Consider the following 14430-nt stretch of genomic DNA (forward strand, 5'->3'; position numbering starts at 1 on the left):
CAATACCCGGCGGCAATAAAAAAGGCAGCTCTAGGAGCTGCCTTTTTCGTAGGCGTCAGCGTTAGATCTCGAAACGTTTCACCAGACCGTTCAGGTCCACCGCCAGGCGAGACAGTTCCGCACTGGCAGCATTGCATTGGGCCGCACCGGTTGCGGACTGGGAGGCCAGGTCACGGATGTTGACGAGGTTACGGTCCACTTCACGAGACACCTGCGCCTGCTCTTCCGACGCGCTGGCAATCACGATGTTGCGCTCGTTGATCTCGGCAATGAGCTGGGTGATTTCTTCAAGCGCCGCACCGGCAGACTGGGCAATCGCCAACGTGTTTTGCGCTTGGCTGGCGCTGCTCTGCATGGATGTTACGGCTTCCTGCGTACCGCCCTGGATGGCGCTGATCATCTGTTCGATTTCACGGGTGGACTCTTGGGTGCGGTGGGCCAGGGCACGCACCTCATCCGCGACCACGGCGAAACCGCGCCCCGCTTCACCGGCCCGTGCTGCCTCGATGGCCGCGTTCAGGGCCAGCAGATTGGTCTGCTCGGCAATGGCCCGAATTACATCTAGCACCTTGCCAATATCGTGGGCCTGTTCGGCCAGTCCGCTGACCAATGTGGACGTCTTGTCCACCTCGCCGGCCATGTGCTCAATGGCTGTAACTGTGTTGTCGACCTTGGTGCGGCCTTCGTGAGCGGCCTGCGCCGAGCGCTTGGACGATTCGGAGGTGGACACGGCGTTACGGGCTACTTCCTCAACAGCGGTGCTCATCTGGGTCACGGCAGTTGCAGCCTGCTCTATCTCGTGGTTCTGCTGGGTCAGGTTCATGGATGAGCTTTCCGTAACCAGATTCAGCTCCTCTGCCGCAGAGGCCAGTTGTGTGGAGGACGAAGAGATCTGTTCGATCGCATCGCGCAGGTTACCTTGCATGACGGCGAGGGATTCGAGCAGCTGCCCTACTTCATCCTTGCCGTCTACCGGAACCGGCACGCTCAGGTTGCCAGATGCTACGGCGCGCGCACTGCTCACAGCCTGGCCCAGCGGACGTACGATGCTGCGACTCATGACCCAGGCCAGCAATACCGTGATTGCAAACGCCAGTGCGATGGCAAGGCCGACACCCAGCTTGCCGGCGTTATAAGCTGCCTCCGCCTTGTCGGCGGCCTTGCCGGATTCGTCTGCACTGAGCGCTGCCAGCTTCTTGAGCTGGGTAGCCATCTGGTTGGCGTATTCGTTCAGACTCTTGTTGAGTATGGCCGAGGCTGATTGCATGTCGCCCGCCAGCGCCAAGCGTGTCACTTCAGCCTGATCGGTAAAATACTTGTCCTGCCACTGCTTGAAGTGAGCGTAAGCCTCTTTTTCAGAGTCCAGTACCAGGAGCGTTTCATAGCGGGCCTGAGTATCGCGAAGACTCGCCTTGATATCGCTTGCCTTCTGGCTATCTTCCTGGCGACGCTGCGCCGTATCCGCGGTAAACAGGCGCAAGGTAAAGACACGGATACGCATCATGTCCATGTTGATCTCGCCCAGCGCATTGATAGCCGGTAACCAATGCGTATCAACCTGCCGTGATTGCTCACGCATGTTGCTCATCTGGCTCATTGAAAACAGGCCGAGCCCTAGAACGATGAGTGCCATAAGGCCAAAGCCTACGGCCAGGCGGGGAGCGATTTTCAGAGTGCGTAACGCCATGAGTCCATCCTCAGGAACAAGTAGGCAGAAAGCCTTTGCTTGTCCTATCGGTCCGGGCGCTATTAGCTTGATAGGCTTTTTACATATCGCAATACAAGGGTTTTCATACACTAAGGCGAAAGCGGTCTAGCACAAGGGTTTCGCCGTTGATCTCATTATGCAGCCATCCGACGAACTGCTCGACCAACCTGCCCCGCCGCTTCCGCTCGGGAATCAGTGCATGATAGCCATAGGCAGACGTGGCGCACTCGGCGATCGGGCGACATAGCAACCCTTGCTCGACCAAATTGTCTACCAGATGCCGCCAGCCAATCGCAACGCCCTGGCCGGCGATAGCGGCTTGAATGACCAGAGTGTAGTTATCAAAGCTCAACACCGCCGGAATAGGCGGTGCCTGAATATCCAGCGCCTGGAAGAGCCCCTTCCAGTCGAACCACTTGCTCGACAGCTCCGGCTTCAAATGCAGCATGGGCAGGCTGGCCAACATCTGTTTGGGGAGCGGCAATGTCATACCCTGAACAAGGCGCGGACTACAGACCGGGAAAACCTCTTCCCGAAACAAGGCCAGCGACTCACCATGTTTGAAGCGACCATCGCCAAAGGTCAGAGCTACATCGATGTCTTCACGCATCAGATTCATCATCCTGTCGCTTGTAATCAGGCTGACATCCAGCTCGGGGTGGGCAGCATGAAAGCGCGGCAGACGAGGCATCAGCCAGTAGGACGCAAAGGCAAAATCAGTCGCCACCTGCAAAACCTCATGGGCTGGGTGCTCCCTTAGCGTAGCCAATCCCGTTTCGATGTTTTCCATTCCCATCTGTACGTGGTGATGGAGCAACTTACCCGCTTCAGTCAGGACAAGGCCACGGTAGATTCGATCAAAAAGCCGTACGCCTAGGTCTTGCTCCAGACGCTTGATCTGCTGGCTGACCGCTGGCTGGGTTGTTCCTAATTCCAAGGCTGCGGCTGTAAAGCTGAGCAGGCGTGCAGCAACACTGAAAATTCTTAATGTATCCAAGGAGGGCGAGGCGTTAATCATGGCAATCCCTTTGACAGTGATCCATAGGGGCGAATCGGCTATGGCTCTCTCTGATAGGGAGGATCATCAACAACCATAAAGAAAAACTATGCGAACTGTTTCACAATTCTTCGCTCCAAGCTCGCGATATTAAATTGCCATCTTGCAGCAACTATCGAGGCTAATCCCATGAGCTGGTTTATGCAGTTAAAGCTCGCGTACAAGTTGACCCTGACATTTATCCTGTGTGCTTTCATTACTTTGGGCGTAGGAGCTTTAGGTCTGCAAGGTATCAATCGCCTGGCAGGCATGATGGATGAATTAACCGCCAATAATCTGGTTTCGGTGAGCCGGGCCAACGAAGCGTTGGGAAGCGTCATCTCTCAAAACCGCTACCTTTATCGTCTATTGGCTGTCACGGTAGGCGGCGCGACGGAAGCTGAAAAAGCTGAAATTCTGCAAAACCTCAAGGCAGAACAAGCGGCAGGTGAAAATGCCTTTACCACCTACCGGAACACACGCCTGGCACCGGATGAAAAGCAGGCGGGTGATCATTTCGCACGTATCTGGCCTGCTTATTTGGTCAGCGTTGACCAATATTTGAACAACCTGGCTCAGGGTGATATCAGCCATGCCCGGGAACTACTGATCTCGACGATCCAGCCTCAATTCGAGCAACTGATTGGCGACCTCAAAACTATTCTTGCGTCTAATAACCGCCAGGTTGAAGAAAGCACCAAAGTATCTAAAGCATTGCAATCCAGCGCAATGCTGACCCTGTTTGGTGGTGTTGCATTGGCCTTTGTATTGGCAATTGGGCTGGGCCTCTTTATTACCCGCCTGATTACTCGTCCTATCGCTGAGGCAGTGGCCAGTGCCAAGCGTATCGCCGCGGGTGATCTGACTCAGCGTATTGAGACAACTCGTCAAGATGAGCCTGGCCAGATGTTGCTGGCCTTGGTGGATATGCAGGATAGCCTCAAGAGTACGCTCCAACAGATTGCCAGCGCATCGGATCAACTGGCTTCCGCTGCTGAAGAGCTGAGCGCTGTAACCGAGGAAAGCTCAAGAGGGCTGGTTCGCCAGAATGACGAAGTCCAGCTGGCAGCAACGGCCGTCAATCAAATGACTTCAGCCGTTGAAGAGGTAGCCCGTAACGCCGTGTCTACATCCGAAGCGTCGCAAAGCTCTACTGAAGAAGCACGTTTGGGTCGCCAGCAGGTACAGGAAGCGGCTACAGCCATCACCAGCATGGTCAATGAGCTTGATGTCTCGACAGGAACGGTTGAAAACCTGGCCGAGCAGGTACGCGATATCAGCAAGGTTGTGGATGTCATCCGTACTGTAGCGGAACAAACCAATCTACTCGCGCTTAATGCCGCCATTGAAGCCGCCCGTGCCGGTGAGCAAGGCCGTGGTTTTGCAGTGGTTGCAGATGAGGTCCGCTCGCTTGCTCACCGGACCCAGGCTTCGACAGGTGAGATTGAAACCATGATTGCTAGTGTGCAGGCGCGCGCCGAGGAAGCGGTTCGCGCTATGGAAAATAGCCAGACACTGGCTCGCAACACTCAGCAAATGGCGCAGTCGGCCGATCAGGCGCTGGAGCGGATCACCGACAAGATCGTTAGCATCAACGAGCGTAATCTGGTGATTGCCAGTGCAACGGAAGAACAAGCACTGGTTGCTCGTGAGGTAGACCGTAATCTGCTGAATATCCGCGACCTATCTACCCAGACTGCCACAGGCGCTCACCAGACCAGCGCCTCCAGCCAAGAGTTGTCACGTCTTGCTGGTTCCTTTAATGAGTTGGTTGCTCAGTTCAAATTGTAAGTACAGGATCCGGCTCCACGGATGGAGCCCGGTTATGGCATAAGCTGTACTTATCCAAGTCATGCCTCTCTATGCGGTTTACCGATCAGGAGCCCTCGTCTGATGATGATTGCAAATGTGAGTATGTAATCATCAACACAGGTCGGAGGGTATGTGAAAAAGCCAAACATCCTTTTCATCATGGCGGACCAGATGGCTGCGCCGCTGCTGCCGTTCCACCGTGCCGACTCGCCCATCAAGGTTCCCAATCTTGAGCGTCTGGCACAGCAGGCCGTGGTGTTCGATTCGGCATACTGCAACAGCCCGTTGTGTGCGCCCTCTCGCTTTGTCCTGATGAGTGGGCAATTGCCTTCCAGAATCGGAGCCTACGACAACGCCGCTGACTTTCCTGCGGACGTTCCGACCTATGCCCATTACCTGCGCCGCCTGGGCTATCGCACTGCCCTCTCCGGCAAGATGCATTTCTGCGGACCGGACCAGCTGCACGGCTTCGAGGAACGTCTGACCAGCGACATCTACCCTGCCGATTATGGCTGGGCGGTGAACTGGGACGAGCCGGATGTGCGTGCAAGCTGGTATCACAACATGTCATCCGTGCTGCAGGCCGGGCCTTCCATCCGCACCAATCAGCTGGACTTCGATGAGGAAGTGGTCTTCAAGGCCAGGCAATACCTCTACGACCATGTCCGCCGGGGGGATGACCAGCCCTTCTGCCTGACTGTCTCCATGACCCACCCGCATGACCCCTACACGATTACCAAGGAATTCTGGGATCTGTATGAGGAAACGGACATCGAGTTGCCACAGGTGACGTTGTCCCAGGATGAGCAGGACCCTCACAGCCAGCGCCTGCTCAAGGTCATCGACCTGTGGGATAAGCCGTTGCCGGAGCAAAAGATTCGGGATGCGCGCCGCGCCTACTATGGGGCATGCAGCTATGTGGATGCCAATATAGGCAAGTTGCTCAAGACTCTGGAAGAGTGCGGACTTGCAGAGGATACGATCATTGTCTTCTCGGGCGATCATGGCGACATGCTGGGTGAACGCGGCCTCTGGTACAAGATGCACTGGTTCGAGATGTCTGCCCGTGTACCCCTGCTTATCCACGCCCCCAAACAGTTTGCGGCGCGGCACGTCAGTGCGTCGGTTTCCACCATGGACCTCCTGCCGACCCTCGTGGAGCTGGCCGGAGGCTGTGTGCAGGACGGCCTGCCCCTGGATGGTCGATCACTGCTGCCGCACCTGGAAAACCGTGAGGGCCACGATGAAGTGATCGGCGAATACATGGCCGAAGGTACTCATAGCCCGCTGATGATGATTCGGCGTGGCCGCTACAAGTTCATCTACTCCGAGCAGGACCCGCTGCTTCTATTCGATCTTGCCAATGATCCCCAGGAGCTGGAAAACCTTGCAACCAGCGGTGAATACCAGAGCGTGTTGGATACCTTTGTACAGGAGGCCCGTACCCGATGGTCCATACCCCATATCCATGCCGATGTGCTGGCCAGCCAGCGGCGTCGCCGCTTTGTCGCCGAGGCGCTGAATAAGGGCATGCGCACGGCGTGGGACCACCAGCCGTTCGTGGATGCGAGCCAGCAATACATGCGCAACCACATCGACCTGGATGATCTGGAGCGGCGTGCCCGTTATCCACAGCCGCTGTAATCAACCCTTGCCCGAAGGATGCTGACGGGCCACTGTAGACCCGATAACACACGCTGAAGGACGCACGCATGAAACCAATACCCACGCTTTTGATGGTTGGCGCCGCCCTGTTTGGTATGCAGGTTCACGCTGAAGATGCCGCTTGCGGCACTGTTCGTATGGCTGATCCGGGTTGGAGCGATATATCCACTACCAACGCCGTTGCCGGCTTTCTGCTCGAATCGCTGGGCTACCAGAGCACGGTCGACACGCTTTCCGTCCCCATCGTGTTTGGCGGCTTGAAGGATGGCAAGATCGACGCCTTCCTGGGCAACTGGATGCCTGCGCAGCAAGGGTATTACGATCAATTCGTTAAAAGCGGCCAGGTGACCGACCTCAGGGAAAACCTGAACGGGACCGAATTCACTCTGGCCGTGCCCAAGTATGTCTGGGACGCCGGTGTGAAAGACTTTAGCGATCTGGCCAAGCATGCTGGCAAGTTCAACAAGAAAGTCTACGGCATCGGCTCGGGTGCCCCGGGTAACCAGTCGATCCAGAAGATGATCGACGGTAACGAGTTTGATCTGGGCGGCTGGCAACTGGTGGAATCGAGTGAGCAGGCCATGCTGGCGCAGGTAGGCCGCTCTGTGAAGCGCAACCAGTGGGTGGTCTTCCTGGGCTGGACGCCTCACCCCATGAACATCAATTACGAGATGAAGTACCTCACCGGCGGTGAGAAATACTTTGGCGAGGCGGGCACGGTTCATACGTTGACACGTAAAGGGTATGCCGAGCAGTGCCCGAACGTAGGCAAGCTACTCTCCAACCTTGCGTTCACGTTGGATATGGAAAACGCCATCATGAACGACGTGGTGGAGAAAAAGATCAGTTATGCCGACTCTGTACAGAACTGGCTCAAGGCTAATCCACAGGCCATTGAGCCCTGGCTGCAGGGTGTGAAAACCAAGGACGGCAACGATGGTCTGGACGCGGTCAAGGCAAAGTTGTAGAACATGATTGCGCAGGGAAAACGGGATGTATTACTAACCCGTTTTCCCTGCAGCTACAGGCTGAAACAGCCCCTATCGATAGCCATATTCACTAGGCTGTCACAACACGGCGATAGCCTTTATCGCACCGTGTGCAGCGGAAAAAAAATGTCCCTTATCGGCTATACCCCCTTATTTCCTGTATTCCATGAGCTTATGAAACGTCATACGTCAGACATCGTATGACTTAAAAGGCTGTGCGAAATCGCCAGATAAATAGTCATACCTATTGCTAACGAAGTGGGGCGGTTATGAGTAACTTCACTGGGTCGTGTAGCGAGCTTTAGAGAGCGCTACACATGATTTCGCGGCCTACATTGGAGGGAATATCGGCGGTTAAGGAGCATGTTGAGCGAAGCGATTTTGCTGCTTTTCTCTGTATTCAGTGGCATGAGTGTTTTGATGATGGGTATCGCGTAGCTCAACCCATCCTGCTCGTCACGCCAGCGCTTCTTTCAACGCCTCCAGTGTCTCAAACACAAACCGCGGCCCTTCCGCTTCCAGCTCTGCACGGCCTCCATAACCGTAGCTCACACCGGCTGCATCTACACCATTGCGTCGAGCACCTATGAGGTCGTGTTTGCGGTCTCCAATCATCAGGCAGGTCTCGGGCTGCAGCTTTTCCGTCTCCAGCACATGTTTGATCAGATCGCCCTTATCCGTACGCGTGCCATCCAGCTCGCTGCCATAAATGGCCTTGAAATACCCCGTTAGCTCAAAGTGGCGCGCGATTTCATTAGCAAACACCCAAGGCTTGGATGTCACCACATACAGGCTGTACCCCTTCTCTTTGAGCGCTGCCAGCGTTTCACGGATGGCTGGGTACGGCGTATTTTCATACAGGCCCTTCTCTTTAAAGCGCACCCGATAGTGCTCCACGGCCTGCCAGGCCTGGGCATCGTCGAATCCATAAGATGCCATGAAGGCGCTGTGCAGCGGTGGGCCGATAAAATGAGTGAGCGTGTCTGGATCCGGCTCATTGATACCCATCTGAGCCAGTGCATATTGGATGGACAGTGTGATGCCGAGCTTGGGATCGGTCAGTGTGCCGTCCAGATCGAACAGGAGATTGGCATAAGGCATAAAGTCTTCTCATCAAGGCTGTGGATAACAGAGCCTACCCTAACCGCGCGGGCTGGTTTAGGCTCAGGCCTTACCTAATAAGAAGAAGGATTCACGCATGAACGCAGCCGGTAAAGTCGCGCTTGTCACCGGGGCCTCCCAAGGGATCGGCAAGGCCGTTGCCCAGGCGCTATTGAATGATGGGTATCGCGTCTTAGTCGCTGCTCGCCGCGAAGCGCCATTGCAGGCGTTTATGGAAGAAGCCAAGGCTGCAGGTCAGGAAGCCCTGGCCGTTGTCTGCGATGTGACGGACGAGCAAAGCGTAGACGCCCTATTCGAGCGCATTAAGGCTACTTATGGCCGGCTCGACGTCCTATTCAACAATGCGGGTATCGGTGCCCAGGCCGTACCTATTGATGAGCTGGACGTCAGTGCCTGGCGCGCTACGGTCGACACCAACCTGACCGGCGTCTTTCTGTGCAGCCGCGCCGCCTTCCGCCTCATGCGCCACCAGACACCCCGCGGCGGTCGGATCATCAATAATGGCTCCATCTCCGCCCACGCCCCACGGCCTTTCAGCGTAGCCTATACCGCGACCAAACATGCCATTACCGGCCTGACCAAATCCCTCTCCCTCGACGGCCGCGCTTATGACATCGCGTGCAGCCAAATCGACATCGGCAACGCCGCCACCGAAATGACCGAGCGCATGAGCACAGGCATCTTGCAAGCCAACGGCGAAAAAGCCATCGAGCCACGCATGGATGTGCAGCACGTGGCAGACGCGGTGCGTTATATGGCCGGTTTGCCGCTGGAGGCGAATGTGCAATTCATGACAGTGATGGCGACTAAGATGCCGTATATAGGGCGGGGATAAACATAGCGGTTGTCTTCGATTAATTAAGAAAAGCTGTATAAGAAGCTTAACTGACCCTGAAAGCTAATTTTATTTAAAGGGGAGTTTGCGATGTTAGGTAGATTTAGTCGTTATATGAGGTCGCAGCTAAGTTGTTTTGGAAAAGAATCATTATGGTCTGCGCGTGATATAAATGTAGGAATGCTGATTATATTTTGCTGGGCTATTCCTGCTTTTTTAATAGTTTGTCTTGTGGAGTATTTTCATGATTATCTTCCTGCTAATTATTTGAAGGCGGCTGTTTCAGAGGGAATAGGCCCTCATTTGTGGAATGTAATTGGGGTCATATCTTTTGTTTTTGTTGGCTTCGCAATTTTGTTGCCTCGATCAAAGTTTATTGCAAGGTGTGCTTATCATCTTTTGGTAAATACTTATGCGATTGGGGGGCTTTCACTTGGTTTATTGACTGGACAATTGCTGATATATTCAGATCCAGTGGTTGGGAGTGTTGATTTATGGAAGGCTTGGATTATAAGCACAGGATTAATACTATTAGTTGCGCTAGCCTTTTTACTTAACTTTTCTTTTTGGTATCTTGGGGTTTTAATGAATTCACAAGGGAAAAGTGGTGGTTTTCTTCACTGTATGGAAAGTGTGGATTTATGGATAAGAGTATTTGCATTTATATTTTTATCTATTTTATCCACTGTTTTTTTGTTTATGGAAACTTAGAGCCGTATTTTTAAGCTAGGCAAGCTGTAGCTGAAAGAATTTTAGCTTCAAAAAACAATTTACTAACGAACCTAAGGCTGAGTAGGCAGCTGTAAAAATACTAACTCTTGTAGCTGCGATACGGTCCGTTTTAGGAATGTAGATTTTTCATACCTTTTTGATCAATCTCTACTGCTCTTGGTATATTTTAGTTTGTTTTATATTTTCTCCAATTTTTCTAAGTTTCTATAAGAAACAAGCCCATCCAACAATAAGTTTTACTTAGCTTCTAGCTCGAATACAGAGTGATTATAAATCTAGTTCCTATATCTATGATTTGCAGCCATTAGCACTTATGAAGCCGGAAGTTTTGAGGAGTCGTATTGAGGAAATATTTTGCGAATGAAGGTAAAGATCTGAATTAGCTATTAGGTAAACTTGTTTGATGCAGAAACTATTAAGTCACTCAATTTCTTTGTTCGGCGATTTCTTTTCTGCTTCACATAGTCTCGCGCCTTATTTAAAAGCCCGTGCTATAAATTAATGGCTCCCTAATCTTTGCCTGCATAAGGATTTTCTACTTATATAAATAGACAAATTTAATTTTTAGTGCTGCATGTCTGAGGTCTTCTAGGTTTTCAATAGGTGTTCAAATTCCATAAAAGCTGAATTATTTATTCTGCGAATAGAAATTTACTTTTTATATAGAATTAAGCTGGGTGATTTCATCATTCCCATGCGCTTAACCATATAATGGGTAGTTCCTCATAGAAGCAGCTCAGTATTTTTTAAACTTGTGTAGTTGTTACAAGCTTTATATTTTTAAGCAAGACCATATGCGCCTCAGAAAAGGATGGTCATTTTAAGTGCGATACATTGTGGCCATTCTAAAAGCTGAATTGAGCGCATAGCCTGCTTATGCTAACTACACAAGAATGCATGTTCTTTTTTGACTTGCCTATTTGAAAATTGTTGCCTCACTTAGCCATATCAAGCATGCGTCAAATACCACCGCCAATCCTGCTCCCCTACCTCCCCCATGAACTGGCGGTACTCGGCCCATTTAATGGCGAGATAGACTTTCAAGAACTCCTCACCCAAAGCCTCCCGGGCCCAGGTTGAAGTTTCCAGACTGCGCAGCGCCGTGAGCCAATCGGTGGGCAGGGTTTCGCGGGCTTGTTGGTAGCCATTGCCGGTGATGGGCTCACCGGGTTCGATTTCTTCACGAATCCCTTTATGAATACCGGAAAGAAGCGCGGCGGCGGCGAGGTACGGGTTGGCGTCGGCGCCGCAGATGCGGTGCTCGATGTGGCGGCTGGGTGCCGAGCCGCCAGGAACACGGAAAGAGACGGTGCGGTTGTTTACACCCCAGCTCTTGGCCAGCGGGGCGTAGCTGTTGGCCTGGAAACGACGGAACGAGTTGGCGTTGGGGCAGAAGATCGCCAAGGCGTCATTCAGCGTCGCCATCATGCCGCCAATACTGTGGCGCAGTAACGGCGTACCGTGTGGGTCTTCGCTGGCCATAAGGTTGTTACCGTTGGCATCGGCCAGGCTCACGTGCAAATGCAGGCCGCTGCCCGCCAGATCACCAAAGGGTTTGGCCATAAAGCAGGCCTGCAAGCCGTGCCGGTTGGCTACGCCACGGACCAGCCGCTTGTAACGTACGCCCTCATCTACCGCCTGCAGCGCATCGAAGCGGTGCTCCAGGGTCAGTTCAATCTGGGATGGAGCGTATTCGGAGATGGCTGTGCGTACCGGCAGCCCTTGCACCTGGCAGGCGGCGTACAGGTCATCCAGGAACGGCTGTAGCTGCTCCAGCTCATACACTCCGTATACCTGCGGAGCCTGTGGGCGGATGCCATTCATTTGCACGGCAGGCTGTGGGCGGCCCTGGGCGTCGCGCTGCTTGTCCAACAGATAGAACTCAAGCTCCACCGCCATGACCGGGTGATAACCGTCCGCCTTGAGTCGATCCACGGCGCGCACCAGCACATGCCGAGGGTCTGCCGGAGCGGCAGGCAGGCCCTTCTCCGGGTGCATGCTGACCTGCACCTGCCCGGTGGGCACGGTGCGCCAGGGTTGCAGCGTCAGGCTGCCGGGCAGTGGGTATGTCCAACAGTCGGCATCCGCCACGTCCCAGACGAGCCCTGTCTCGTCAACGTCCTCTCCCTGGATGGTCAGCGCCAGGATAGAGCTGGGCAGCGGGCGACCATTTTCATAAATGGCCAGCAGCTCATCGCGATGCAGGAGCTTGCCGCGTGGGACACCGTTGGCGTCGATCAATATCAGCTCAATGCTACGCACGTCAGGGTGCTGGGCAAGAAAATCGTGGGCTTCCTGGGGATCGGCAAAGGTCATGATCAGAGCTCTTGTTGTTAGGGTTATTCGCGGGCGTTGGGCAGGGCCAGCAGATCGATCAGGGCATTATCCAGCGTGGCGATGAGACGATCCACGTCTGCCTCGGTGGTGTCGGGGCAGCACAACGTCATGTTGTGAAACGGCGTGATCAGGATGCCGCGATTGATCAGATACAGGTGCAGCGCCATCTGTAATTCATCATGAAAGGCTGCCTCGGCTTCGGCACCCGTCTTGGGCGGGGTTGGGCAGAACTGAAACTCACACCGTGCGCCCAGCTCGGTCACAGACCACTTCAAGTCATGTCCGGCGATCAACCGGCGGAAGCCATCAGCGAGGCGCTTGGCTAGCGGCAGCATGTGAGCATAGGCAGCGGGTGTCATCACCTGTTCCAGGTTGGCGCGCATGCAGTGCATGGCCAGGGCGTTGGCGGAAAGTGTGGTGCCCATGCCGCTATGGCCGTGCCCGTGGCTATGTGCCTGCGCCTGTTCGCGCGCCGTGTGCATGCGTTCGGCCATTTCCGCACTGCAACCAAATACGCCGCAGGGTACGCCGCCAGCGATGGGTTTACCCATCACAAAAAAGTCTGGCTCAAGGTTCCACAGGCGGGTGCAGCCGCCAATATCGGTAGAGATCGTGTGAGTCTCGTCGATGATCAACAGCACGCCATACTGGCGGGTCAGCTGCCGACACTTTTGTAGAAAGCCTGTTTCCGGCAGGACCATGCCGATATTGGTCATGGCGGGCTCGCATAACAGCGCGCAGACATCCCCTTCGGCCAGGGCCGCCTCCAAAGCTGCCACATCGTTGAAGGGAATAGCGCGGCTGTATTCGGTCAGGTCATACGCTTGGCCAATCAGGCCAGAACGAGGCACCGTCCGACCGTTGCGGTGGCGCACCATCACATCGTCCACCGTGCCATGGTAGCAGCCATCGAATACCAGAAGCGTCTTGCGCCCGGTTACGGCACGCGCCCAGCGCAGCACGTAGCGATTGGCATCGGTTGCCGTGGCGGTGACCTGCCAATACGGCAAGCCGAAGCGTTCGGCCAGCAACTCGCCGCACACGACCGCATCCTCGCCCGGTAACATGGTGGTAAGGCCGTTGGACGCCTGTTCGGCCAATGCCTTGGCAATGGGGGCCGGTGAGTGACCAAACATGGTACCGGTATCGCCCAGGCAGAAGTCCATGTATTCATGGCCATCCACGTCGTAGAAGCGTGCGCCCTTGGCCCGCTCGACGAACAGGGGCACCGGTGTCGACCAGTCGGCCATCCAGTGCATGGGAACGCCCCCGTAAAGCGACTTTCGGGCGCGTTCGGCCAGTGCCACGGAGTTCGGATTGTTGGCGAGAAAACGCTCGCGCTCTTGAGCGGTAAAGGTTTCTACAGCAGATGGGTGGATGCCACTGGCGGTCATGCCGATCACCTCGCTTGGACGTCTCCTCATGCTATGAGTAACCGCGTAAAACGCAAGGTGTTGGCGAGAGGCCGTTTTCTATTAAAAGGGCCTTACAACGTGTTCATGTCCCGGACATTGTAAGATGACGTTTTTGCTGCCGTGCGGCCTGACTCCTGTATGAGGTTACAGCCTTGATTCTCTACGATCTGGAACGATCCGGTAATTGCTACAAGATCCGTCTGCTACTGTCCGTGCTGGAGTTGAACTATCAGCGGGTCAAGGTCGATCTCAATGCCGGCGAGAACCGGCAGCCGGAGTTTCTAGCCATCAACCCTCGGGGGCAGATTCCGGTTCTGGTGGATGACAGCGTGACGCTCTGGGACTCCACATCGATCCTGGTGTATCTGGCTCGTCAGTATGGACGTGGTTTGTGGCTGCCTACCGATCCCGTGACCATGGCCAAGGTGATGCAATGGCTGGCCTTCGAACAGAACGAAGGTCGCTATGGACTAGGCCGTGCCCGGTCGATCAGCCTTAACAACACGTCGGTCTTTGCGCGTACCGGCAACCTGACGGATTGTCAGGCCTTGGGTCTGGCTGGACTAGAGGTTCTGGAGAAACAGCTGACTGGCGAAGAGTGGCTGGTGCCGGAGGCCGGCGGCCCGACGATTGCCGATATCGCCTGCTACCCATACACCGCCATGGCGCCGGAAGGCGGCATTGACCTTGCCCCCTTTGTAGCCGTTCAGAAATGGCTACGTCGTGTGCAGGCGTTGAAGGGTTATGTAGAGATGCCAACGGCTACCCCTGCCTGAGCT

11 protein-coding genes and 1 pseudogene are annotated in these 14430 nt (G+C 54.6%); 6 read left to right on the forward strand and 6 right to left on the reverse strand.

Annotated elements, in window-relative coordinates; all coding sequences use genetic code 11:
* Positions 1–61: 61 nt before the first annotated feature.
* From HMPREF1487_RS28350 to HMPREF1487_RS09380, 3 genes and pseudogenes are all read right to left on the reverse strand, one after another.
* Positions 62–925, reverse strand: coding sequence for a methyl-accepting chemotaxis protein (locus tag HMPREF1487_RS28350; RefSeq protein ID WP_371106376.1), 864 nt, complete (start codon positions 923–925; stop codon positions 62–64).
* Positions 917–1687: pseudogene (locus HMPREF1487_RS28355) on the reverse strand (MCP four helix bundle domain-containing protein); the annotation flags it as partial. The gene HMPREF1487_RS28350 and the pseudogene HMPREF1487_RS28355, both read right to left, overlap by 9 nt.
* Positions 1688–1790: 103 nt before the next feature.
* Positions 1791–2726, reverse strand: coding sequence for a choline sulfate utilization transcriptional regulator (locus tag HMPREF1487_RS09380; protein ID WP_010796395.1), 936 nt, complete (start codon positions 2724–2726; stop codon positions 1791–1793).
* A 168-nt stretch (positions 2727–2894) separates the two neighbouring features.
* Between HMPREF1487_RS09380 and HMPREF1487_RS09385 the strand changes: the two genes are divergently transcribed.
* The 3 genes from HMPREF1487_RS09385 to HMPREF1487_RS09395 all read left to right on the forward strand — a co-directional run bounded on the left by HMPREF1487_RS09385 (position 2895) and on the right by HMPREF1487_RS09395 (position 7189).
* A complete protein-coding gene (locus HMPREF1487_RS09385; protein ID WP_010796396.1) occupies positions 2895–4535 on the forward strand; it encodes a methyl-accepting chemotaxis protein in 1641 nt (546 codons plus the stop codon).
* Positions 4536–4688: 153 nt separating this feature from the next.
* On the forward strand, positions 4689–6200 hold the full coding sequence (gene betC / locus HMPREF1487_RS09390; RefSeq protein ID WP_010796397.1) for a choline-sulfatase: 1512 nt from the start codon (positions 4689–4691) through the stop codon (positions 6198–6200).
* A 68-nt stretch (positions 6201–6268) separates the two neighbouring features.
* Positions 6269–7189 (forward strand): choline ABC transporter substrate-binding protein, encoded by a 921-nt coding sequence (locus HMPREF1487_RS09395; protein WP_010796398.1) that lies wholly within the window; start codon positions 6269–6271, stop codon positions 7187–7189.
* 477 nt (positions 7190–7666) lie between these two features.
* On the opposite strand, the gene HMPREF1487_RS09400 is transcribed toward HMPREF1487_RS09395, so the two are convergent.
* Complete coding sequence (locus HMPREF1487_RS09400) at positions 7667–8311, reverse strand: HAD family hydrolase (RefSeq protein ID WP_010796399.1); 645 nt, start codon at positions 8309–8311, stop codon at positions 7667–7669.
* A gap of 97 nt (positions 8312–8408) precedes the next feature.
* On the opposite strand from HMPREF1487_RS09400, the gene HMPREF1487_RS09405 reads away from it, so the two are divergent.
* Positions 8409–9167 carry an SDR family oxidoreductase gene (locus tag HMPREF1487_RS09405; protein ID WP_010796400.1) on the forward strand — a complete coding sequence of 253 codons (759 nt, stop codon included), beginning with the start codon at positions 8409–8411 and terminating at the stop codon, positions 9165–9167.
* 90 nt (positions 9168–9257) lie between these two features.
* Positions 9258–9878: a hypothetical protein gene (locus HMPREF1487_RS27295; protein ID WP_010796401.1), complete on the forward strand. Its 621-nt coding sequence runs from the start codon at positions 9258–9260 to the stop codon at positions 9876–9878.
* Positions 9879–10847: 969 nt separating this feature from the next.
* Here HMPREF1487_RS27295 and HMPREF1487_RS09410 read toward each other — a convergent pair.
* Both HMPREF1487_RS09410 and HMPREF1487_RS09415 read right to left on the reverse strand, forming a co-directional pair.
* Entirely contained in the window at positions 10848–12215 is a 1368-nt protein-coding gene (locus HMPREF1487_RS09410; protein ID WP_010796402.1) for a glutamine synthetase family protein, read from the reverse strand.
* Between the two features lie 23 nt (positions 12216–12238).
* Positions 12239–13630 (reverse strand): aspartate aminotransferase family protein, encoded by a 1392-nt coding sequence (locus HMPREF1487_RS09415; RefSeq protein WP_010796403.1) that lies wholly within the window; start codon positions 13628–13630, stop codon positions 12239–12241.
* Positions 13631–13803: 173 nt separating this feature from the next.
* On the opposite strand from HMPREF1487_RS09415, the gene HMPREF1487_RS09420 reads away from it, so the two are divergent.
* Positions 13804–14427: a glutathione S-transferase family protein gene (locus HMPREF1487_RS09420; protein WP_010796404.1), complete on the forward strand. Its 624-nt coding sequence runs from the start codon at positions 13804–13806 to the stop codon at positions 14425–14427.
* Positions 14428–14430: the final 3 nt, after the last annotated feature.

Origin of the sequence: Pseudomonas sp. HPB0071, from assembly GCF_000478505.2 — a bacterium.
GTDB classification, from domain to species: Bacteria; Pseudomonadota; Gammaproteobacteria; order Pseudomonadales; family Pseudomonadaceae; genus Chryseomonas; species Chryseomonas luteola.

Excerpts from the sequence above, each read along its gene's own strand:
- HMPREF1487_RS28350 (WP_371106376.1), bottom strand. The coding sequence starts at position 925 with ATGCAAGGTAACCTGCGCGATGCGATCGAACAGATCTCTTCGTCCTCC.
- HMPREF1487_RS09380 (WP_010796395.1), bottom strand. The coding sequence starts at position 2,726 with ATGATTAACGCCTCGCCCTCCTTGGATACATTAAGAATTTTCAGTGTT.
- HMPREF1487_RS09385 (WP_010796396.1), top strand. The coding sequence starts at position 2,895 with ATGAGCTGGTTTATGCAGTTAAAGCTCGCGTACAAGTTGACCCTGACA.
- HMPREF1487_RS09395 (WP_010796398.1), top strand. The coding sequence starts at position 6,269 with ATGAAACCAATACCCACGCTTTTGATGGTTGGCGCCGCCCTGTTTGGT.
- HMPREF1487_RS09400 (WP_010796399.1), bottom strand. The coding sequence starts at position 8,311 with ATGCCTTATGCCAATCTCCTGTTCGATCTGGACGGCACACTGACCGAT.
- HMPREF1487_RS09405 (WP_010796400.1), top strand. The coding sequence starts at position 8,409 with ATGAACGCAGCCGGTAAAGTCGCGCTTGTCACCGGGGCCTCCCAAGGG.
- HMPREF1487_RS27295 (WP_010796401.1), top strand. The coding sequence starts at position 9,258 with ATGTTAGGTAGATTTAGTCGTTATATGAGGTCGCAGCTAAGTTGTTTT.
- HMPREF1487_RS09410 (WP_010796402.1), bottom strand. The coding sequence starts at position 12,215 with ATGACCTTTGCCGATCCCCAGGAAGCCCACGATTTTCTTGCCCAGCAC.
- HMPREF1487_RS09415 (WP_010796403.1), bottom strand. The coding sequence starts at position 13,630 with ATGACCGCCAGTGGCATCCACCCATCTGCTGTAGAAACCTTTACCGCT.